Consider the following 20,361-nt stretch of genomic DNA (forward strand, 5'->3'; position numbering starts at 1 on the left):
AACTTACTGGGACGGCATAACGCTTGTTTTCTCGGTCCGGACGACTGCGTTCGGATACTCTGGGCGGGGTGACCGCGCCGCTAATGAGGGACCCTGAGTGATGGGACCGTCAGCAAAAAATGAACCGACAGATAGCGACCTATCGCCAGGCCGGGAGCGAGGCAGCGTCCGCGAGCGGGGTTGTGAGATAGGCGTCGTCTCGGGTCACGTCAGCGACGATAAACTGGTCCGTTTGACCCTCTTCGACGGACGCCATGATGTCTCCATCCGCGGCCATCTCGACCGGAGCAACAGGTTCCGACTCCATGCATGATAATATGTAACAACCATATAAAAACTTAGCGAAACCGATAGAGGGGAGGGGTATTGCGCTGCGCCAGCCGTCTGACAATAGTTCCGCTCCTGTCAATACTGGGACAGAGTGGTCCGTAGGACAGTACGCATAGAGCCTTATATTTCAACCATCAGTACCTGTATCCGGGTTTCTATTCAAACTCAGATACGAGAGTTCGATATGGCAGAAGACGTAGTTGTTTCCGAGGCGGCACGGTCCCTGGGTCTCCGAGATAGTGTCTGCACGGTCGTCGGCGATAGCCGCTGGTCGCCCGGCGTGCGACCTGAATGTCGAAAACGGACGGATGTTAAGGACTTAGTAGATGCGGGCAGGAAGTTCTGGCAGTATGAACGTCGCAGACGCTATGACGCCACGCTCGGAGGTCGTCACGGTTACTATTCCGGGTACCCGTGATGACGCACTGGAGTACCTCCAGGAGCAGGCTTTCTCGTCGGTCCCGGTTATCAAGGAAACCGACGATGGCGAGGAGTTCAGAGGGATTATTTCACGCGATGCGCTTATCGAGAGCCCCGACGAGGACCAGCTAGCCCTGCTCGTTGAGGAAGTCCCGGCGATCAGCGGGGACACGTCTATCGAGGCTGCCGCACAGGTGATGGTCGAGGACGGCGAGCGACGCCTCCCCATCGTCGACGGCCAGCTCAAAGGGATCATCACAGTGACCGACGTGATCCGGTCCATCGCCAACGGCGACGTCGATGGTGACAAGGTCGTCGACGAACTCGCCAACCGCGACATCAACTGCGTGTACGAAGGCACGCCGCTGACCGTTGCCGAACGGGAACTCTCCCACGCGAACGTCCCGTACGGCGTCGTCCTCGGCGACGACGGCGACATGTCGGGGATGCTCACTGAGGTCGACATCATCGCGGTCGCCCGCGTCGTCGAGGGCGAGGACGACACCGGCGACTCCATCGCCAACCAGGACGACGACTGGGCCTGGGAAGGCATCAAAGCCGTCGGCGGTCGGTACATGCCTACCCGCAACGTCGAGCTTCCGGCCGAGCCCGTCCGCGAGTTCATGACCAGTGACGTCGTGACGGTGAACAAGCGCCGCACCGCCGAGGAGGCGGCCCAGCTAATGATCGAGCACGACATCGAACAGATCCCGCTGCTGTCCGGTGACGAACTCACCGGCATCGTACGGGACATCGATCTGCTGCGAGGCCTATGAGCGAAGGCGAACGACTTACCGAGCTGGCCAAGCGTCGCGGCTTCTACTTCCCCTCTTCGAGCGCCTACGGCGGGGCGGCGGGCTTCTGGACCTACGGGCCACAGGGCGCTGCGCTGAAATCGAACATCGAAGACGCCTGGCGGGACCGTTACGTCGTCAAGGAGGGCCACCAGGAGATCTCCGCGCCCGACGTGATGCCCGAACCCGTCTTCGAAGCATCTGGGCATCTCGACGGCTTTGACGACATGATCGTCGAGTGCGGCGAGTGTGGCGCGACCCATCGCGCCGACCACCTCGTCGAGGACAATACAGATATCGAGGAGGCCGAATCACTCCCCAACGAGGAGGTGATGGACCTCATCGCCGACCACGGCATCGAGTGTCCGTCCTGTCAGACATCCCTGGCCGACCAGCCGGTCGACAACTTCAACCTGATGTTCGAGACCAACATCGGCCCGGGGTCGTCGTCACCGGGGTATCTCCGGCCGGAGACCGCACAGGGCATCTTCGTGGAGTTCCCGCAGCTCTCCGAGTACGCCCGGAATCAGCTTCCCTTCGGCGTCGCCCAGATCGGGAAGGCCTACCGGAACGAGATCTCCCCGCGGAAATCGCTTGTCCGCGTCCGGGAGTTCACCCAGGCCGAACTCGAACACTTCATCGACCCCGAGGAAGACGAGCCGCCGCTTGCTGAGGTGGCGGACGTGACGCTGCCGCTGTACTCCGCCGCCGAACAACAGGCCGAGGACGGCGGTCAGCGCGAACTCACGGTCCGCGAGGCCGTCGACGAAGGGGTCGTCGAGAGCGAGTGGGTCGCCTACTACCTCGGCGTCTCCAAAGAGTGGTACGAGCGCATCGGCGTCGACATGGAGCGCTTCCGGTACCGCCAGCATCTGGCGGGCGAGCGCGCTCACTACGCCTCTGACTGTTGGGACGCAGAGAGTGAGGTCGACGGTGACTGGATCGAGATTACGGGCTTCGCCTACCGGGGCGACTACGACCTCTCGAAACACGCCAAGCACTCCGGCGAGGACTACACCGTCTTCAAGCAGTACGACGAGCCGATTACCGTCGAGCGTGCGACTGTCGACCCCGACATGAGCTATCTCGGGCCGGAGTTCGGCGGCTCGGCCGGCGCGGTCGCCGACGCACTCGAAGCGCTGGCCGAGCGGAACCCGGACGCCTTCGACGACGACGAAGTCACCGTCGAGGTCGACGGCGAGTCCCACACCGTCCCCGTCGAGAAAACGAACTTCAGCGTCGACGAAGTCACCGAGAACGGCGAACACATCCGCCCACACGTCGTCGAGCCGTCGTTCGGCGTGAGCCGGATTATCTACACCGTCCTTGCACATTCCTACGAGACCGACGAGGTCGACGGCGAGGAGCGGACCTACCTCGACCTCCCGCCGGAGCAGGCCCCGACGACGGTCGGCGTCTTCCCGCTGATGGACAAGGACGGAATGGCCGACCTCGCGACGGACATCGCCGACGACCTCCGGGCCGCCGGCCTCTCAGTCACCTACGACGATTCCGGGGCTATCGGCCGCCGTTACCGCCGACAGGACGAGGTCGGCACTCCCTACTGCGTGACTGTGGATTACGAAAGCCTAGAGGACGGCGAGGTCACAGTGCGCGAACGGGACACGACCGAGCAGAAACGCCTCCCCATCGACGGCCTCGCCGACCGACTCGGACAGCTCGCAAGCGGCGAACTAACCTTCGACGACCTGTAGATGGCCGACGAGGTATCCCGGCGGCTCGTCCACGTCACCGGGGCGGCGGTCCCGCTCGCGCACCTGCTCCGGCCGGAGCTGATTACGTGGCGCGTCGTCCAGGGATTCCTGGCCGTGGCGCTGGTCGTCGTGTGTGTGCTCGAAGCGGTGCGGCTGACGACCGGACTGGACTGGGTCGTGTACGACCGGCTCACCCGCGAGTACGAGCAGGACAACCCCGCCGGTTACGCGCTGTACATCGTCGGGATAGCCATCGTCGCCTTCGCCGTCGAACTCCCGAGTATGAGCGTGACGGTCGCCGTCCCGGCAATGTTGATGCTCGCCATCGGCGACCCTATCAGCGGCCTGCTGGGATCCAGTGACGCCAGCAACGTCAAACAGGCCTGGGTCCTGCTGGTGATGTTCGGCGTCTGCACGCTGCTCGCCGCGCCGTTCGTGCCCCCTGGCGCCGCCGTCCTCGGCGGTATCGCGGCGACGTTCGCCGACGGCGTCAAGCCACGTATCGCCGGCTACGTCGTCGACGACAACTTCTCGATTCCGGTGCTTGGCGCACTGGCGATGTGGGTCGGCGTCCAGTACCTGCCCGGGATCGGCCTGTAACTCCCGCTGTTCACTTTCACCGCGGTATCTGAACGCTTAACCACCGGCAGGACAAACGCGTGGGTAATGGCGACCACCGACGCCGGTGGCGAGCACGTCGAACGCCCGCTGGTGACGCCGGAGTTTCTGGAGAACCGCCGCTACCAGACCGAACTGGCGGAGACGGCGAGCGCCGGCCACACGCTCGTCTGTCTCCCGACCGGACTGGGCAAGACGACCGTCTCGCTGCTGGTGACCGCTGAGCGGCTGAACGCCGTCGGCGGGAAATCGCTCATGCTGGCCCCGACGAAGCCGCTGGTGCAGCAACACGCAGAGTTCTACCGTGAAGCACTCGAACTGGACGACGAGGACGTCGTCGTGTTCACCGGCGAGGTCCGGCCCGACGACCGGGCTGCACTCTGGGAGGACGCTCGCATCGTCATCGCAACGCCGCAGGTCGTCGAGAACGACCTCGTGGGCAACCGCATCTCCCTCGCCGACGTAACCCACTGCACCTTCGACGAGTGCCACCGGGCGACCGGCGACTACGCCTACAACTACATCGCCGACCGCTACCACGCCGACGCCGAGAACCCGCTGGTGACGGGAATGAGCGCGTCCCCCGGTGACGACGAGGAAGCCATCCTCGAAGTGTGTGAAAACCTCGGCCTTGCGGAGGTTGCGGTGATGACCGAAAACGACGCGGACGTGGCCGAGTACACCCACGACACCAGCGTCGACTGGAACCGCATCGAACTCCCGGAAGTCGTCGTCGAGATCCGCGATGCCATCAACGAAGTCATAGAGGACCGACTGGACCAGCTACGGGAACTCGGCGTCACGAACAAGTCCTCGGCGGACATCTCCGAGCGCGAGATCCAGCAGGTTCAGGGCCAGCTCCAGGACCTGATGAACAACGACCAGAGCGAGGGATACCAGGGGATGAGCCTCCTCGCAGAGGTCCGGAAGCTCCGTACCGCCGTCACGTACGTCGAGACCCAGAGCGTCGAGTCTCTGCGGCGGTACTTCGAGCGCCTGAAGGAGGCCGCTCGCTCCTCCGGAGCGTCGAAGGCCGACCAGCGCCTCGTCAGCGAGCCGAAGGTCCGCGAGGCGATGCGGAAAGCTGAGTCCTACGACGACCTGCACCCGAAGTTCCGCCAGACACGGATGTTGCTCGCGGAGACGCTCGGTATCGAGAACGGCGAGCGTGTCATCGTGTTCACCGAATCGCGAGACACCGCCGAAACGCTTGTCGACTTCCTCTCGGACCACTTCACGACACAGAAGTTCGTCGGCCAGAGCGACACCGATGGCAGCGAGGGGATGACACAGACCCAGCAACAGGAAACGCTGGACCGGTTCCGCAACGGCGAGTTCGAGGTGCTCGTCTCGACATCCGTTGCCGAGGAAGGGCTAGACGTGCCCGAGGTCGACCTCGTACTGTTCTACGAACCGGTCCCGACCGCGATTCGAGCCATCCAGCGGAAGGGGCGGACCGGACGACAGGCCGAGGGCCGCGTCGTTGTCCTTCTGGCCGAGGACACCCGCGACGAGGCGTATTTCTGGAAGGCCCGCAACGACCAGAAGCGGATGAAACGCGAGCTGAACGAACTCAAAAGCGTCGCTGGCGAACTGGAGGCCCGCCTCGACCAGACCGGTCTCGACGAGTACGAGGACGCCGAGGGGACCGCTTCGAGTGGAACCGACGAAGCGGAAACCGCCACACGGCAGTCGGACTCCACTGGAAACGGGAGGGGTAGCACAGATAACAAGTCTGCCGATGGGAGCGACAACAGAGACGGCCAGGCCGGGCTGGACGCCTTCGCGGCGGAGTCGTCTGCGTCGGACGACGAAGGGGCTGACGGCGAGGGGCAGGACGAGGCGACCAACGACGAAGGAACGGTCGCCAGCGCCGGCCGCGACAGTGAAGATGACCCCGTCGAAATCGTCGCCGACCAGCGGGAACTCGACTCGAACATCGCCCGAGACCTCTCGACGCGGGACGGAATCGAGACCCGACTCGAAACGCTGGCCGTCGGCGATTACGTCCTCTCGGACCGTGTCGTCGTCGAGCGCAAGACCGTCGCTGATTTCATGGATACACTGACTGGCGGCGACCGGTCGATGTTCGAGCAGGTCGGTGATGCCACGCGCAACTACGGCCGGCCTGTCGTCATCATCGAGGGCGATGACCTCTTCGGCGCACGAAACGTCCATCACAAGGCGATTCAAGGGGCGCTCGCGTCGCTGGCGGTCGATTTCGGCGCGAGCGTCCTCCGGACCAGCGACGAGGACGAGACCGCCGATCTGCTGGAAGTCATCGCCGGACGGGAACAGGAGGTGGCCGACCGCGAAGTGAGTGTCCACGGCGAGAAACAGTCGAAGACACTCCCCGAGCAACAGGAGTACGTCGTCGCCTCCATTGCCGAAGTCGGACCGGTAACCGCCCGCACGCTGCTGGAAGCCTTCGGCAGCGTCGAGGCAGTGATGACCGCCGAGAAAGACGACCTGCTTGAGGTGTCCGGCATCGGCGACGTGACCGCCGACCGGATTCGAGAAGTCATCGCCAGCGACTACGAGCCTTAGAACCGCGCCGCATCGAGCGCTTCCGCCGCTTCTCGTGCTGCCTGCAGATGTTCGCGAGCCTCGCGTGGGTTCTCGGTCGCCGCAGCGCGTTCGGCAAAGCGGCGAGCGGTTTCGGCCAGTGACGCCGATGCCGCATCCATGTTCGCCGAGATATCGTCCGTGTGACTATCGGTCGACTGAGTCTGTCGAGCGGAAACAGGGGGGTTCTGTGTCGGTGTCCCACACGGCTGGTCGTCTGCAGTTCGGCCGCTAGATTCCGATGAAGCACCTGTTCGAGCAGTCTGTGGCGCTGGTTCCGAGTGATCGGACGGCTGGGTAGACTGGTCACCCCCCGCTTCAGGTGGAACGGCCGAGTCGGGTGTCGACGCCGCCGCTTCGGAGGGAGACTGTGAAGCGGTGTCGGCCTGGGAGTGTGCAGTCTCTTGCTGGGCGGGTTCGTTCGTCGCGTCCGCCGCACTCTCGGCTGTCTCCTCCTCAGCATCGCCGAACTGAACGCGGGCCTCGTCGCTGGGGTCGGCAACCTCGATCTGGTCACCGTCTTCGGCCTGGCCCCCTTGTTCGTCGGTAGCCGACGAATCAGCGCCGTTTTCCTGCGTGTCGCGAGCGACCGGCTTCTGGCAGGTCGGGCAGAACTCCTGGCCGTCGTAGCGGAAGATGGGGTCGCCACAGTCGCTGCAGTGGGCGTTCGTCATCGTCGCGCCCTTCAACAGGAGTTCGCTCATCTGCTCGGTCGCCGCCCGGTTGTCCTCCTCTTTCTCGAACTTCTCGCGGAGTTTCTCGCGTTCGGCTTCCTTGTCGAAGTCGCTCATACGTGTCACAACGCCACGGGGCTGAAAACAGTTTACGGGTGCGAGACGTCGGTGCTATCTGAACGATGAGCGTCGGAATCGGGGTTTCGACACGTTTAACGTTCGCGCCCGAGCCTTTTCGAATGGTATGACAAAGGTAAGCGTAGTCGGCGCAGCCGGAACGGTCGGCGCAGCCGCAGGGTACAACATCGCGCTCCGTGACATCGCTGACGAGGTTGTCTTCGTTGACATCCCGGACAAGGAAGACGACACAGTCGGGCAGGCCGCTGACACGAACCACGGCATCGCCTACGATTCGAACACACGCGTCCGTCAGGGCGGCTACGAGGACACCGCCGGCTCGGACGTGGTCGTCATCACGGCCGGGATTCCCCGCCAGCCGGGCCAGACACGTATCGACCTCGCCGGCGACAACGCACCTATCATGGAGGACATCCAGTCCTCGCTGGACGAACACAACGACGACTACATTTCGCTGACCACCTCGAACCCCGTCGACCTGCTCAACCGCCACCTCTACGAGGCCGGCGACCGCTCGCGCGAGCAGGTCATCGGCTTCGGCGGCCGGCTGGACTCCGCGCGGTTCCGCTACGTCCTGAGCGAGGAGTTCGACGCGCCGGTTCAGAACGTCGAAGGAACGATCCTCGGGGAACACGGCGACGCACAGGTCCCCGTGTTCTCGAAGGTCCGCGTCGACGGCACCGACCCCGAATTCAGCGACGACGAGAAAGAGCAGCTGCTCGGCGACCTGCAGGAATCGGCGATGGACGTCATCGAGCGCAAGGGCGCGACCGAGTGGGGCCCGGCCCGCGGCGTCGCACACATGGTCGAAGCCATCCTCCACGATACCGGCGAAGTGCTGCCGGCCTCGGTCAAGCTAGAGGGCGAGTTCGGGCACGAGGATACTGCCTTCGGTGTCCCAGTCCGTCTCGGGAGCAACGGCGTCGAGGAAATCGTCGAGTGGGACCTCGACGACTACGAACAGGATCTGATGGCCGACGCCGCCGAGAAGCTCTCCGACCAGTACGACAAGATCTCGTAACCCGGTCGATCGGTACTGCGAAGTTTCGGGACGGCATCCGTCCCGAACTGTCTTTTCGCTCCACTATCGGCGTGAGAGACGTAGCTGTAACTGCGAGTCGCACTCCCCGACGAACCACGACGTTACGCGGGTTCGTCCTGGTCGTCAAGCAAATCGCTGTCGCGCCCGTCGTCGTCGATATCAGCACCGAGGAGTGACGCCCACTCTTCGAGGTGTGACTCCGATGTCGAGAGTTCTCGGTGGCCCATGGCGTTACCGGAAGCATCCACGGCATATTATATAATGGTTGTGCCCACGTTGATACGCAATGGTGTATGCAGCGGTTCTACGGTGTAATTCGGGACTGGCGAATCAATAACAGCGGCGAGGAGTCCGCACTGATTCACTCAGAGCGGATGGTTTCCGGGACCTGAATCGAGTAGTGGCCGTCTTCCTGCAGCGCGATGATGTACTCTTCGCGGTCGTACAGTTCCATCAGATTCAGTTCGTACTGACCGGGTTCCAGTACCTTGATCGACTCGAACTGGTCGTTGAGTTCAGCGCGCAGTTCCTCCAGATCGGGACGGTCCTCCCGGTCTGGTTCCGCTGGTGGGTCGGGGTCTGCACCGACAGGGCGGAACTGGTGTTCAGATTCGGACGCGGACGGCACGTCGGATGGGAGTTCGTCCGGCTCGACAATATCGCCGCGGGCACTGGCCTGGGCCGAATCCTCAGTCGGCGACGTGCGGTCGGGTTCGGTCGACGGCGAGCCGGACGTGTGGGATGGGTCACTCGGCTGTGAGTCAGCGGCCCGGTCGGCGTCAAGGTGGGACTGCTCCGCGGGACGGTCGCCGTCCGCAGCGGAGCCACTGACGAAGTCACGTACCGAAGCGGCGGTCTTGCCGACGGTACGAGCGACAGTGCTGTCAGGTCCCGGTGGTTCCGGTGGCTCTGCGTCCGGTGTCTCGGAGATGTCGGCCCCCTCGGGCTGATACTGGAACTTGTTCCCGCCGCAGTTGGGACAGCCCGAGAGCATCTCCTTCGACCCGTCGTCGAAGCCACGGCCACACTCCGTACACTGGTGGGGCATTATTTCCGGGAGACGAGGGCGCTGATGAGCGTTTCGTCCTTGTGGAGCGTCTCTATCTGGTTCGCCGGCCCGATGACTGTCAGCTTCTGGGTTGACTGTTTGCCCATCAGCCGGTCGAGGATGCTAGCGTCGGCAGCCTCGGACTTGGGGTAGGTCTCGATTTCGATGCCGTTGAACTCGTCGGGGCTAATCTCCGTCATCGTCACTTCGATCAGGCGGGATTCCTCGTCGGGTGAGAGCCCCTCTTCGAGGATGACGATGTTGCCGTCACGAACCCCGTCGAGGATCATCCGTATCTTCTCCATTGAGGCCAGTCCGGCCATGCGTTCGCCGCTGATGAGGTCGATCTGGACGCCGTCGTCTGGGTCTTTGACTTCTGCCATTATATCACCCGAAGTACTCCGCGATTTTGTCGTAGACTTCGTCCATGTTGTCTCCCTCAAGCGCCGACAGCGGAATCGTCTCGTGCTGAGGGTAGGCGTTTCGGATGCGCTGGACAGAGGATTCCTCCAGATCGATCTTGTTCGCGAGGATCAACACAGGAAGGTCCTGACTCTCGATGATGCCGATGAGCATGGTGTTGACCTGCGTGAACGGATCAGTCGCGGAGTCAAGGACGTAGATAACGCCGTCGACGTCCTCGCGGAGCCAGTGCATCGCTTCGGCGACACCCTCGGTCGCTTCGCGGGAGCGACGGACGGCGTCGTCTTTCTCCATGTCATGTTCAAGGAATTCGGTGTAGTCGACCTTCGTCGTCACGCCCGGGGTGTCGACGATGTCGATTGTCACTTTCTTCCCGTCGCGTTCGATTTCGACGTTCTCCTTTCGGCGCGCACGACGAGTCTCGTGTGGAACGTGACTCTCCGGACCGACAGCGTCGCCAGTCCAGTCCCGTGCGATGCGATTTGCCAGCGTCGTCTTGCCGGCGTTCGGCGGGCCGTAGATGCCGATTCGCTTTGGATCCTCTTCGGAGAACAGCGTCGATGCCGCGCGTGAGATACTATCTTTGAGGTTTGTTAACAATCCCATCCTATCCTCCCGCCGCCCGGAGTCGTCCGGTATGGCGGCTCTGCCCGTAAAAGATAGGCGAATTCACTTAAGCCTACGTCAGACATTAGTCTTTTTTCTGACATGGTGAAGCATAGCATAGATCAGCGTGTGGGCGCTTCCGCGGATGTGATCAAGAAGGGGGCTGTTCGGGTGGAGTCCGGTCATCCGAAACCAAACGATTCGGATCGGGGTGTACCATCCCTGCCCCCCACCCCTTCGTTTCAAGTGGAACGACGTACACCCCTGGGGAGGGGTTGGAGAATTACCGGTCAAATCGGGAGCGGACCAACTATTCAGATCGGCGCGACTCGTGATACTACTAGTTAGAACGGTCTAGACAGTAGAAAACTGTATACTAACCCCTCTTAGAAATTTGTTTAACCTAGTGCGGGTTTGGTTTTTGAGGTAGTATATTAAATCTTTTCCCTTCGCTAGAGGATATTCTCGGTCCCCTCACCCCCTCCCCCCGGGCCTGTTTCCCGTTCCACTGGAAACGAAGGGGTGGGGGGGTTGGCCCGTTACCGGCACTTTGTCTTGCAAGTCCGTTCCTCCGTAGTATCACTCATGTTCACATAGCATACCAGCACTCGGAACCACCCCATGACTCCCTTTCGCCCCCACTCACTGTCCTGCCGTTCCATGTCCGTCCGGCCCCAGTGAGACTGAAGCTATAGTCCTCTTTAGGACAACAGTCCTCATGCGGTATAATTATAAAATTGTAAACATATATGTTTCATGGGTAGTGTACCGAAATATTTAATATCGAATCACGGTACGGTTCATGTGGTTCAACTGGACGCACCGGAGAGCGCTGATGCTCACTAACAACGGTACTAACGCACTCCTCGCTCCCTCTGTTCCGGTGTCTCCCACTCTCTCCACACGAAACGAAGGGGACCCTCTCGACTATGACTGACGAAAGCGACAACTCGGCCCCGGCATCCGACCCGTCGACGGCAGAGACGTCGAACGACGCCGACGGGTCCGATGGGCAACTCGACGTCGAAACGGACTCCGGAACATCGACCGGGCCGTCCGATCTCGACGACGTTATCCTCGACAACCTTGATGCCGGGTCGGACGATCCCTCTGATGAGGCGTCTCGTGGCCTGTTTGACGACCTTCTCGAAGGGGAACCCATTTTCGAGAACAAGGAGGTCCTCCGCCCCTCGTACACGCCGCACAAACTCCCCCACCGCGAGGAGCAGATCAACAACATGGCGACGATTCTCGTCACCGCCTTACGCGGTGATACGCCGTCGAACATCCTCATCTATGGCAAGACGGGAACGGGGAAAACCGCGTCCGCGAAGTTCGTTAGCGAGGAACTCGAAACGACTTCACAGAAGTACGAGGTCCCCTGTGAGGTCGAGTATATCAACTGCGAGGTGACCGACACCCAGTACCGCGTGCTAGCCCAGCTCGCGAACAAGTTCATCGACAAGAACGCCCAGCTCATCGACGACCGCATCGCCGAACTTGAAGACCTCCGGTCACGTGCGCGCGACAATGCGGCTGCACTCGAAGAGACGGCGTTCGATTCCCTCGACGACATCGAAACCGAAATCAGTTCGCTGGAAGCCGATAAGGCGGAGTTCGAGGAGGTACCGATGACGGGGTGGCCAACAGATCGAGTCTACAGTTCTTTTTTCGATGCTGTCGACTACCACGAGCGCGTGGTCGTCATCATGCTCGACGAGATCGACAAGCTCGTCGAGAAAAGCGGCGACGATACCCTGTACAACCTCTCCCGGATGAACTCCGAACTGGAGAACTCCCGAGTCTCGATTATGGGTATCTCGAACGATCTGAAGTTCACTGATTTCCTCGACCCTCGGGTCAAATCCAGCCTCGGCGAGGAGGAGATCGTCTTCCCGCCCTACGACGCGAATCAGCTCCGGGACATCCTGCAGGCACGCTCGGACGTGGCGTTCAAAGGCGACGCGCTCACCGAGGACGTCATCCCGCTGTGTGCGGCCTTCGCCGCACAGGAACATGGGGACGCACGTCGGGCGCTCGACCTCCTCCGGACTGCTGGCGAACTCGCCGAGCGTGACCAGACGGACAACGTCCTCGAAGACCACGTTCGGCAGGCTCAGGAGAAGATCGAACTCGATCGTGTTGTGGAAGTCGTTCGGACACTGCCCACGCAGTCGAAAATTGTCCTCTTTGCGATCATTCTCTTGGAAAAGAACGGCGTCCACAACATCAACACCGGCGAGGTGTTCAACATCTACAAGAACCTCTGTGAGGAGATCGACGCCGATATCCTGACCCAGCGCCGCGTCACTGATCTCATCTCGGAACTAGATATGCTCGGTATCGTCAACGCCGTCGTCGTCTCGAAGGGCCGGTACGGGCGGACGAAAGAGATCTCCCTGTCCGTTCCAACCGAAGAGACGGAGGCGGTGCTTCTGTCTGATTCACGACTCGGCGATATCGACGACGTCCAGCCGTTCGTTCAGGCCCGGTTCGACAACTGACCTGCGAACTGTATTCGCGCTCGACAGCCTCCGTCGTTCCAGGTGAAACGATCCCCTTCGAGAGAGACGAGCTATCCGGCTGCGGTTCCGTTCGCCGCTGTGGGTCCTGTCCCGTTCGTCACCGTCGGCCCCGCCTCGTCCGTTACCACATCAGTTGCTCCGGCCTTGTTCCACTGGAGTCGGACCTGTCCCAGCAACGGGACCCGCATCTCTGCGGTCCCGACGACCCAGCCGGGTTTGACCGGTTCGCTGATGGGGTTGGAGCCGACCTGGTCATACCGGCCGTTATTATCGCCTTTGGTGACGAAGCCGGCGTGGTCGGCCGGACAGGAGCTGAGCTCGTCACAGCTGTCCGCACTGCCGATGTAGTCCTTGTTCGCCCGGTCGTACCAGTTCTCGCCCTCCTCGACCCACAGCATCGCTCGATGGATGATCGGGGTCTGTCGACTGTTGCCGTCAGGCTCGTACACGATAACGTCGCCCGGTTGCTGGAATGTCCGATAGCTGTCGTCGTTCGCTGCGGTGACGACGCCCCCGTGATCGTCCGGGCCGGAGAACCGCTCCTCTTCCATCACGAACACGAGGTCGCCTTCCTTGATATGGGGGTCCATGCTCGGACTTTCGATAGCGACGAGCGGGGGCCACACACCGCTGACGGCGAACAGCAACACCCCGACAAGCAGGACTGAGCCGGCGCTACTGACGATATCGGCCACGTACATCATCCCTCCCGGTCCCTCGGTTTCGTCTCCGTCCGACGACCGACGGTCTAACCCGGCCATTCGTACCACGAATACTCGGAGGCGGCCAATCAACTTTCTGTTGTTGGACCGAACGCTCCCGTCCGGTTTGCTCAGCTCGCCGCCGGTACTGAAGCTTCTCCCACCGGCATCGACACTGAGGTGTGCCATAGCTGGGATGGCTGGACCCGAACGTACCCGAGACGTGGGATTCGGAAGGTCCCGGTTCCGATGACCCACTCCGGCCGGACAACGGTACTCGCTCCGGTGACCTGATCGTATCTGGTGTTGGTCACCTTATTGTCACCTTTCGTAATAAACCCGGCGTGGGGGGCTGGACAGTTCCGAAGTTCGTCGCAACTGTCTGCGTTCCCGATGTACGTCTGGTTTGCCCGGTCGTACCAGTTCTCGCCGGCATCGACCCATAGCATCGACCGGTGGATGATCGGCGTCCGCTGCTCGTTACCGTCGGGTTCGAAGATGATGACATCCCCGGGCTGCTGAAAGGTCCGATACCCGGTCTTTGACCCCTCCGCTGCCGTTACAACGCCGTGACGGGCCTCCTGTCCGGAAAAGCGCTCTGCGTCCATGACAAACACCATATCCCCGGTGTCGATGTGTGGCTCCATGCTCCCGCTTTCGATGGCGACAAGCGGCGGCCACACCCCGCTGACGGCAAACAGGAGCGCCCCGACGAGCATGACCGCCCCGACGCTCGTACCGATGTCACGGACGTACAGGCCGAGGCGAAACGTCGGGCTGGCGTCCACAGACTCCTCTGTCTCGTCTGGTGGCGTGCTACGCGACGATTCGTCCCGGCCCATTCTATCTCGGATTGCCCATAGTGGCGTATCAATCTTGTGACGACCGTCGGTCCGCTATCCTTTTGCCCGCAGACACTGAGTGTGGAACGTGCCTCTGGAGACGCCGGCACGCATCGTCAGCGAACTCGCGAGCCGCGGCTACAACGCGGAGCGCGAGGCGGTGACTCGCATCGCCGACACCCGAGATCCTTCGGTGACGCTGGAACGCGCACTCGAAACACTCCCCGACGAAGCACTGAAGCTGACGACCGACCACGTGGAGTCTGTCGTTGAAGCGACAGAAAGTACCGAGAGCGAGTCGAATACTGACCCAGATCCGAAAAACGAAACCTCCGGCGCTCCGACACAGCCACACCCCTCCGTTTCAACTGGAACAGACGCACCCACGCCGACCGAACCGGGTACGTCCGCTCCACCTGAAACGGGGGGGTCACGGGACGTGGACACATCCCTCCGGGCAATCGAGGTCGCGAACGACATGACCGGCCAGTCAACTGGGACTGGGGAGTACTCAGACTTCGTCTCGGTGTTCCGGGACCGCTACGAGAAACTGGCGACCAAACTCCGCGGCAGAGTGAACCACCGGCCGACCGACGCAATCGAGAACATGGGCGGCGGCAGCGACGCGGCGCTAATCGGGATGGTCTCGGACATCCGCTCGACTGCCAGCGGGCACTGGCTCGTCGAACTGGAAGACACGAACGGGACCTTCCCCTGTCTGGTAATGAAAGACCGCCCCATCGCCGATCTCGTCCAGCAGTTGCTCATGGACGAGGTCATCGCTGTCGAGGGGACGCTGGCCGACGACGCCGGCATCCTGTTCGTGGACTCGCTGTACTTCCCGGACGTGCCCCGAACGCACAGCCCCTCGACCGCTGACCGTCACGTTCAAGCGGCACTCATCTCGGATGTCCACGTCGGGAGCCAGGAGTTCATGGAAGACGCCTGGCATCGCTTTACCGACTGGCTCCACACCGCCGAAGCCGAGACCGTCGAATACCTGCTTATCGCCGGCGATATGGTCGAGGGCGTCGGCATCTATCCCGAGCAGGACGAGGAGCTGGACATCATCGACATCTACGACCAGTACCGCGCGTTCTCGGAGTATCTCAAGGAAGTGCCGGCTGACATGGAGATCCGGATGATCCCGGGCAACCACGACGCCGTCCGGCTGGCCGAGCCCCAGCCCGGCTTCGACGAGGAGCTCCGAGACATCATGAGCGCCCACGACGCGCAGGTCCACTCCAATCCCTCGCTGGTCACTGTTGAGGGCGTCACGGTGTTGATGTACCACGGCGTCTCGCTCGACGAAGTCATCGCCGAACTCCCGGACGAGGAAGCCAGCTACGAGGAGCCACACAAGGCGATGTACCAGCTCCTGAAGAAGCGCCACGTCGCGCCGCAGTACGGTGGCCACACCCGACTGGCCCCTGAGGACCGCGACTATCTGGTGATGGAGGAGGTCCCCGACGTGTTCCACACCGGCCACGTCCACAAGCTCGGCTGGGGCGAGTACCACAATGTCGTTGCGCTGAACTCCGGCTGCTGGCAGGAACAGACCGCGTTCCAGAAGAGCGTCAACATCGACCCGGATGCCGGCTTCGCGCCGATTCTGGACCTCGATACGCTGGATATGACGGTCCGGAAGTTCAGCTAACCACCTTTTTCCGCCTCGGGTGCGCAGAGCGCACCACTCGGCGCAAAAACGTGGGTGAAAAAGGCGCGAATCGCCCGCGGGCGATTCGCGTGAAACCGCTCGCCACAGGCGAGCGGTATGCTAGTCAGTTGCGCCTAGCTGCCACTGACGCAGGCCTGCCCTTCCCCGGGTCGCTCGGGCGCGACGGTCGTCGCACCACTCGCTCCCGGCCGGAAGACTTGTCTACCTGTTCTTCCAGAAGCAAAATAACTGCGCTACTTGGCCTTCTACCCCGAATCTGCCCGAGAACAGCGCGAAGAATCACCGGTATCTCGTAGCAGTGGCGGGCCTCACCGATTGAGGCGCAATTAAGACCCATCCGGTAAAAGGAGAGAGTATGAGTGACGACCAAGATCACGGATTCGAAACCGACGCGCTGCACGTCGGGCAGGAAGAGCCGGACGCTGAGGCTCGCTCGCGTGCGCCGCCGCTGTACCAGACCACTTCGTACGTCTTCGAGGACGCCGAGGACGCCGCAAAGCAGTTTGCGCTGGAGAAGCCGGGACACATCTACTCGCGGCTGATGAACCCTACCGTCGGGATGCTCCAGGAGCGGCTGGCTGCGCTGGAGGGCGGCGTCGGCGCGGTCGCCACCGCCTCCGGGATGGCGTCCCTGAACCTCGCGACGTTCCTGCTCGCGGACGTCGGTGACAACGTCGTCACAGCGTCGTCGCTGTACGGCGGCACCTACACCTACTACACCCACACTGCGCCGCGCAACGGCGTCGAGACGCGGTTCGTCGACACGCTCGACTACGACGCCTACGCCGAGGCCATCGACGAAAACACGGCCTACGTCCACTGTGAGACCATCGGGAATCCGTCGCTCGTCACGCCCGACTTCGAGCGCCTCGCCGAGATCGCCCACGACCATGGCGTCCCCTTCTTCGTCGACAACACGTTCGCAACACCGTACCTCTGCAACCCAATCGAACATGGGGCCGACCTCGTCTGGAACTCCACGACGAAGTGGATCCACGGCCACGGCACCACCGTTGGCGGCATTCTCGTCGACGGCGGCTCCTTCCCGTGGGAGGAACACGCCGACAAGTACCCCGAAATCGCCGGCGACAATCCCGCGTACCACGGCGTCAACTTCCGAGAGCGATTCGAGGACGCGGCCTTCACCTACGCCGCCATCGCCCGCGGCCTCCGTGATCTGGGCTGCCAGCAGTCTCCCTTCGACGCTTGGCAGACGATGCAGGGGCTGGAGACGCTCCCCGCGCGGATGGACCGTCACTGCGACAACGCGATGGGCGTCGCCGAGTTCCTCGACGACCACCCCGAAGTCTCGTGGGTCACCTATCCCGGCCTCGAAGATCACGAAACGCACGACACCGCCAGCAAGTACCTCGACGGTGGCTACGGCGGCATGATAACGTTCGGACTCGACGCGGGCTACGACGCCGCCCGGACAACCGTCGAATCGACGGAAATCGCTTCGCTACTGGCAAACGTCGGCGACGCGAAGACGCTCATCATCCACCCGGCTTCGACCACTCACCAGCAACTCACGGACGAGGAAAAGGCCGCTGCCGGCGTCACCGACGACATGGTTCGCCTCTCTGTCGGCACCGAGTCCGTCGAGGACATCAAGGCCGACCTTGACCAGGCAATCGGGCAGGCCACTCACTAACTGATACGTAGTATTCTATCGGGTTTCTGTGGACACACGCGCTGGAAGGGTGTAATAATTCACCCGTTCGCCAAAGTTATTACGGTAGGAGTTTATGTGTTAAACGAACCGTCGCTGATTGCGAGCACGCGTCGGTTCACGCTCAACCATACTCTGTCATTGGTCCGACAACGATTGCTCGCATCCGTGGGGAGCGTGCCACTCCCCGTTTGTTCTCCGTCTACAGTGCAGCGTACAGACCGGACCAGTGAACGACAAAAACGAAGACGTCGCTACAGGATTTCCTCGGCTTCCAGCAGTTCGTGCAGTTCGTCCATCGTCTCGACCGACGTGTCACACGATGGGGCAACGGCCGGTTTCGGGTCGAAGCCGATAGCCAGATTCGCGACTTCGAGCATCGGCAGATCGTTGGCCCCGTCGCCGACGGCGACGGTCGTGTCCCGGTCTTCCCCAGTAACGGCGGTCACGACCTCCATCGCGTCGTCTTTCGTCCCGGAGATGAGCGGCCCGCGGACCTCGCCGGTCAGCGTTCCATCTTCCACGGGCAGTCGGTTGGCGACGATGGCGTCGACCTCGACCCCCTCCGTTTCGAGTGCAGCCTCGACGCCGCGCTCGAACCCGCCAGTGAGGATGGCGACGTAGACGCCGGCGTCCCGCAGCGCCTTGATGACCTCAGCCGCACCCGGACGAAGGGTGACCTCGTCGAAGGCCGCCTGGGCCTTCTCGTCGGGGAGGTCTTCCAGCAGCGCACACCGCTGCCGGAGACTCTCAGCGTACTCGATCTCGTCGTTCATTGCCCGCTCGGTGATGTCGGCCATGTCCTCGGCCGTCCCGTTCTGGCTTCCCAGCAGGACCGTCATCTCCGAATCGGAGAGCGTCCCGTCGAAGTCGAAGGCGACTAGCATTGCCCGCGAGTTTCGTGTGGAGGGTTTCAAAACATCCGGTTTCCAGTCGAACGATCGGCTCTCTATTTTTGTGTCTCCCCTGCTACTGTCCCTTTATGGAGCACGTCTCCGTCGACGAAATCGAACCACAGGCGATGGGTGGCGACGTTGACCGGCGCGGGCTTGCGGACCCGCTGGGCACGACCGATGTCGCAATCAACCGATATGTGCTGGACCCTGGCGAGGCCTTCTCGGGCGGATTACATGCACACCTCGATCAAGAAGAGGTGTTCTACGTCGTCGAGGGCACAGCCACTTTCGAACACCGGACCGACCCTGCCGGCGAGAGCGAGACGGTCACCGTCGGTCCACACGAAGTCGTCCGGTTCGCGCCCGGAGAGTACCAGCAGGGCCGGAACGAAAGCGGCGACCGGGTGGTCGCGCTGGCACTCGGTGCGCCTAGGAATTCGACCGAGAGCCGCGTTGCACAGCCTTGCCCTGACTGTGACAGCGATGTCCTCGCGCTGGAACCGGCCGACGACGGCTTCCTGCTGGTCTGTCCTGACTGTGGTACCGAACTCGAACCGGACCTCTAGACGGTCGTACCCGGGCGACAGGACCGAACTGCAACAGTCGGTGCCACCCGGACACAAGGGTTCGGTGGCGGGCCGTCGTAGGCATCCACATCCTGATAGAAGTTCAGCATCGCGAAATTGAGCTTCTCAGGGCCGATGTCGACCATCTCGCGGCGTTCCTCCAGCCGAAAGTACCACAGACGACGTAGAGGTACACCTTCATCCCAGCGTACTTTCGTTGTTCACCGCACACTCGGTGCTGTCAGATATGTTATCAGCCGTGTACATAGGGCCCCAGCAGGACTGTCATCTCCGAAGTGGAACGGGAGCCGCGAAAAGTGAAAACAACTACTATTCCTCCGAATTTAGTGTGCCGGATTTCAGACTATCTGGTTTCGGCTGATCAGCCAACAACACCGAGTGGCATCCCGACGACCCAGTACAGCAAGAGCGCGTACAGTGCGTCGATCCACAGGAATTCAAGCAGGCTAAACAGCATTGATACCAACGCCAGTGGGTAGCCGACGAGTCGTAGCAGGCTGCCGGTTTCGCGAGACCGATCCCATAGTGCGTTTGTCGGATCTTGGTTCGGGAAAGCGTGGGCGGCTACCACGAACCCGGGGTATACGGATGCGAACCAGAGCAATCCACTGTCATCACTGACAGCACCCATCATCTCCAGCCCGACTGCACCGGTGAACAAGACTAGCGCCAGGATCGATGTGGCAACAAACGGGCCAAGGATGACACCGAACAGTGTCCGGTATTCCGTGACCGCATGATAGTTGCTGAACTCTTCTAATCGTTCGCCTTCACCGGGCTCCTCCCCGTTAGCGAGGACCCGTGATACTCGCGCCATTGCCTCCTCAGTCTTTTCGATCTCGTCTAGATTTACGTTCTCGTCGACCGCTAACCTTGCTGATGGGACCCTGTACTCCTGGTTGAATACGTCTTGGATGATACCGTTCACGAGTATGCCTGGAAACGTGACGATGTTGAACAGCAGTCCGATAAGCCCAAATACCATTTATACTCTCCTATATTTTATCAAATATAGGACTTGTATTAAAATCTATTCCAATATCGACTACCGATAGACAGATGACTTTGCAGTTACGCTGACACCATA

General features: G+C 61.7%; 20 protein-coding genes. 9 read left to right on the forward strand and 11 right to left on the reverse strand.

Annotated elements, in window-relative coordinates; genetic code table 11:
* Positions 1-139: 139 nt before the first annotated feature.
* Positions 140-307, reverse strand: coding sequence for a DUF7556 family protein (locus IEY38_RS04660; protein WP_188975728.1), 168 nt, complete (start codon positions 305-307; stop codon positions 140-142).
* A gap of 373 nt (positions 308-680) precedes the next feature.
* Between IEY38_RS04660 and IEY38_RS04665 the strand changes: the two genes are divergently transcribed.
* The 4 genes from IEY38_RS04665 (at position 681) to IEY38_RS04680 (ending at position 6,424) form a co-directional block, all read left to right on the forward strand.
* Entirely contained in the window at positions 681-1,526 is an 846-nt protein-coding gene (locus IEY38_RS04665; protein ID WP_005536806.1) for a CBS domain-containing protein, read from the forward strand.
* Positions 1,523-3,259: a glycine--tRNA ligase gene (gene glyS, locus IEY38_RS04670; RefSeq protein ID WP_188975730.1), complete on the forward strand. Its 1,737-nt coding sequence runs from the start codon at positions 1,523-1,525 to the stop codon at positions 3,257-3,259. Before IEY38_RS04665 ends, glyS begins: the two co-directional genes overlap by 4 nt.
* A complete protein-coding gene (locus IEY38_RS04675; RefSeq protein WP_188975732.1) occupies positions 3,260-3,859 on the forward strand; it encodes a diacylglycerol/polyprenol kinase family protein in 600 nt (199 codons plus the stop codon).
* A gap of 66 nt (positions 3,860-3,925) precedes the next feature.
* Positions 3,926-6,424, forward strand: a complete 2,499-nt coding sequence (locus IEY38_RS04680) for a DEAD/DEAH box helicase (protein WP_188975735.1) — start codon at positions 3,926-3,928, stop codon at positions 6,422-6,424.
* Here IEY38_RS04680 and IEY38_RS04685 read toward each other — a convergent pair.
* Complete coding sequence (locus IEY38_RS04685; RefSeq protein ID WP_188975737.1) at positions 6,421-7,233, reverse strand: Sjogren's syndrome/scleroderma autoantigen 1 family protein; 813 nt, start codon at positions 7,231-7,233, stop codon at positions 6,421-6,423. The two genes, IEY38_RS04680 and IEY38_RS04685, sit on opposite strands and share 4 nt — an antisense overlap.
* 127 nt (positions 7,234-7,360) lie before the next feature.
* Here IEY38_RS04685 and mdh point away from each other — a divergent pair, with 127 nt between their 5' ends.
* On the forward strand, positions 7,361-8,275 hold the full coding sequence (gene mdh, locus IEY38_RS04690; RefSeq protein ID WP_005536799.1) for a malate dehydrogenase: 915 nt from the start codon (positions 7,361-7,363) through the stop codon (positions 8,273-8,275).
* Positions 8,276-8,397: 122 nt separating this feature from the next.
* Here mdh and IEY38_RS21615 read toward each other — a convergent pair whose 3' ends face one another.
* The 4 genes from IEY38_RS21615 to IEY38_RS04705 all read right to left on the reverse strand — a co-directional run bounded on the left by IEY38_RS21615 (position 8,398) and on the right by IEY38_RS04705 (position 10,373).
* Positions 8,398-8,523: a hypothetical protein gene (locus IEY38_RS21615; RefSeq protein ID WP_268238740.1), complete on the reverse strand. Its 126-nt coding sequence runs from the start codon at positions 8,521-8,523 to the stop codon at positions 8,398-8,400.
* A gap of 134 nt (positions 8,524-8,657) precedes the next feature.
* Positions 8,658-9,344, reverse strand: coding sequence for an OapC/ArvC family zinc-ribbon domain-containing protein (locus tag IEY38_RS04695; protein WP_188975739.1), 687 nt, complete (start codon positions 9,342-9,344; stop codon positions 8,658-8,660).
* Complete coding sequence (locus IEY38_RS04700) at positions 9,344-9,727, reverse strand: DUF2073 domain-containing protein (protein ID WP_004517591.1); 384 nt, start codon at positions 9,725-9,727, stop codon at positions 9,344-9,346. The genes IEY38_RS04695 and IEY38_RS04700 overlap by 1 nt, the downstream gene beginning before the upstream one ends.
* Positions 9,728-9,731: 4 nt before the next feature.
* Complete coding sequence (locus IEY38_RS04705) at positions 9,732-10,373, reverse strand: Era-like GTP-binding protein (protein ID WP_004590329.1); 642 nt, start codon at positions 10,371-10,373, stop codon at positions 9,732-9,734.
* A gap of 929 nt (positions 10,374-11,302) precedes the next feature.
* On the opposite strand from IEY38_RS04705, the gene IEY38_RS04710 reads away from it, so the two are divergent.
* The gene (locus IEY38_RS04710) at positions 11,303-12,877 is read left to right on the forward strand and encodes a Cdc6/Cdc18 family protein (RefSeq protein ID WP_188975741.1); all 1,575 of its coding nucleotides are present in this window, start codon (positions 11,303-11,305) and stop codon (positions 12,875-12,877) included.
* 71 nt (positions 12,878-12,948) lie between these two features.
* Here the strand turns inward: IEY38_RS04710 and IEY38_RS04715 are convergent, their stop codons facing one another.
* Positions 12,949-13,602, reverse strand: a complete 654-nt coding sequence (locus IEY38_RS04715) for a S24/S26 family peptidase (RefSeq protein WP_188976143.1) — start codon at positions 13,600-13,602, stop codon at positions 12,949-12,951.
* 128 nt (positions 13,603-13,730) lie between these two features.
* Positions 13,731-14,441: a S24/S26 family peptidase gene (locus IEY38_RS04720; protein WP_188975743.1), complete on the reverse strand. Its 711-nt coding sequence runs from the start codon at positions 14,439-14,441 to the stop codon at positions 13,731-13,733.
* Between the two features lie 88 nt (positions 14,442-14,529).
* Between IEY38_RS04720 and IEY38_RS04725 the strand changes: the two genes are divergently transcribed.
* Both IEY38_RS04725 and IEY38_RS04730 read left to right on the forward strand, forming a co-directional pair.
* A complete protein-coding gene (locus tag IEY38_RS04725) occupies positions 14,530-16,098 on the forward strand; it encodes a DNA-directed DNA polymerase II small subunit (RefSeq protein WP_188975745.1) in 1,569 nt (522 codons plus the stop codon).
* Between the two features lie 376 nt (positions 16,099-16,474).
* Positions 16,475-17,773: an O-acetylhomoserine aminocarboxypropyltransferase/cysteine synthase family protein gene (locus tag IEY38_RS04730; protein WP_188975747.1), complete on the forward strand. Its 1,299-nt coding sequence runs from the start codon at positions 16,475-16,477 to the stop codon at positions 17,771-17,773.
* A 272-nt stretch (positions 17,774-18,045) separates the two neighbouring features.
* On the opposite strand, the gene serB is transcribed toward IEY38_RS04730, so the two are convergent.
* Positions 18,046-18,708 (reverse strand): phosphoserine phosphatase SerB, encoded by a 663-nt coding sequence (gene serB / locus IEY38_RS04735; RefSeq protein ID WP_268238741.1) that lies wholly within the window; start codon positions 18,706-18,708, stop codon positions 18,046-18,048.
* Positions 18,709-18,773: 65 nt separating this feature from the next.
* On the opposite strand from serB, the gene IEY38_RS04740 reads away from it, so the two are divergent.
* Positions 18,774-19,253 (forward strand): cupin domain-containing protein, encoded by a 480-nt coding sequence (locus IEY38_RS04740; RefSeq protein ID WP_188975751.1) that lies wholly within the window; start codon positions 18,774-18,776, stop codon positions 19,251-19,253.
* Here IEY38_RS04740 and IEY38_RS04745 read toward each other — a convergent pair.
* Entirely contained in the window at positions 19,250-19,399 is a 150-nt protein-coding gene (locus IEY38_RS04745; RefSeq protein WP_188975752.1) for a hypothetical protein, read from the reverse strand. The two genes, IEY38_RS04740 and IEY38_RS04745, sit on opposite strands and share 4 nt — an antisense overlap.
* Positions 19,400-19,635: 236 nt before the next feature.
* Positions 19,636-20,259 (reverse strand): hypothetical protein, encoded by a 624-nt coding sequence (locus IEY38_RS04750; RefSeq protein ID WP_188975754.1) that lies wholly within the window; start codon positions 20,257-20,259, stop codon positions 19,636-19,638.
* Between the last annotated feature and the right edge of the window lie 102 nt (positions 20,260-20,361).

This window comes from Haloarcula sebkhae, from assembly GCF_014647415.1.
GTDB classification, from domain to species: Archaea; Halobacteriota; Halobacteria; order Halobacteriales; family Haloarculaceae; genus Haloarcula; species Haloarcula sebkhae.

Excerpts from the sequence above, each read along its gene's own strand:
- IEY38_RS21615 (WP_268238740.1), bottom strand. The coding sequence starts at position 8,523 with ATGGGCCACCGAGAACTCTCGACATCGGAGTCACACCTCGAAGAGTGG.
- mdh (WP_005536799.1), top strand. The coding sequence starts at position 7,361 with ATGACAAAGGTAAGCGTAGTCGGCGCAGCCGGAACGGTCGGCGCAGCC.
- IEY38_RS04750 (WP_188975754.1), bottom strand. The coding sequence starts at position 20,259 with ATGGTATTTGGGCTTATCGGACTGCTGTTCAACATCGTCACGTTTCCA.
- IEY38_RS04705 (WP_004590329.1), bottom strand. The coding sequence starts at position 10,373 with ATGGGATTGTTAACAAACCTCAAAGATAGTATCTCACGCGCGGCATCG.
- IEY38_RS04745 (WP_188975752.1), bottom strand. The coding sequence starts at position 19,399 with ATGGTCGACATCGGCCCTGAGAAGCTCAATTTCGCGATGCTGAACTTC.
- IEY38_RS04740 (WP_188975751.1), top strand. The coding sequence starts at position 18,774 with ATGGAGCACGTCTCCGTCGACGAAATCGAACCACAGGCGATGGGTGGC.
- IEY38_RS04680 (WP_188975735.1), top strand. The coding sequence starts at position 3,926 with ATGGCGACCACCGACGCCGGTGGCGAGCACGTCGAACGCCCGCTGGTG.
- IEY38_RS04715 (WP_188976143.1), bottom strand. The coding sequence starts at position 13,602 with ATGATGTACGTGGCCGATATCGTCAGTAGCGCCGGCTCAGTCCTGCTT.
- IEY38_RS04685 (WP_188975737.1), bottom strand. The coding sequence starts at position 7,233 with ATGAGCGACTTCGACAAGGAAGCCGAACGCGAGAAACTCCGCGAGAAG.
- IEY38_RS04700 (WP_004517591.1), bottom strand. The coding sequence starts at position 9,727 with ATGGCAGAAGTCAAAGACCCAGACGACGGCGTCCAGATCGACCTCATC.
- IEY38_RS04710 (WP_188975741.1), top strand. The coding sequence starts at position 11,303 with ATGACTGACGAAAGCGACAACTCGGCCCCGGCATCCGACCCGTCGACG.
- IEY38_RS04730 (WP_188975747.1), top strand. The coding sequence starts at position 16,475 with ATGAGTGACGACCAAGATCACGGATTCGAAACCGACGCGCTGCACGTC.
- IEY38_RS04675 (WP_188975732.1), top strand. The coding sequence starts at position 3,260 with ATGGCCGACGAGGTATCCCGGCGGCTCGTCCACGTCACCGGGGCGGCG.
- IEY38_RS04665 (WP_005536806.1), top strand. The coding sequence starts at position 681 with ATGAACGTCGCAGACGCTATGACGCCACGCTCGGAGGTCGTCACGGTT.
- IEY38_RS04720 (WP_188975743.1), bottom strand. The coding sequence starts at position 14,441 with ATGGGCCGGGACGAATCGTCGCGTAGCACGCCACCAGACGAGACAGAG.
- IEY38_RS04660 (WP_188975728.1), bottom strand. The coding sequence starts at position 307 with ATGGAGTCGGAACCTGTTGCTCCGGTCGAGATGGCCGCGGATGGAGAC.
- IEY38_RS04695 (WP_188975739.1), bottom strand. The coding sequence starts at position 9,344 with ATGCCCCACCAGTGTACGGAGTGTGGCCGTGGCTTCGACGACGGGTCG.
- glyS (WP_188975730.1), top strand. The coding sequence starts at position 1,523 with ATGAGCGAAGGCGAACGACTTACCGAGCTGGCCAAGCGTCGCGGCTTC.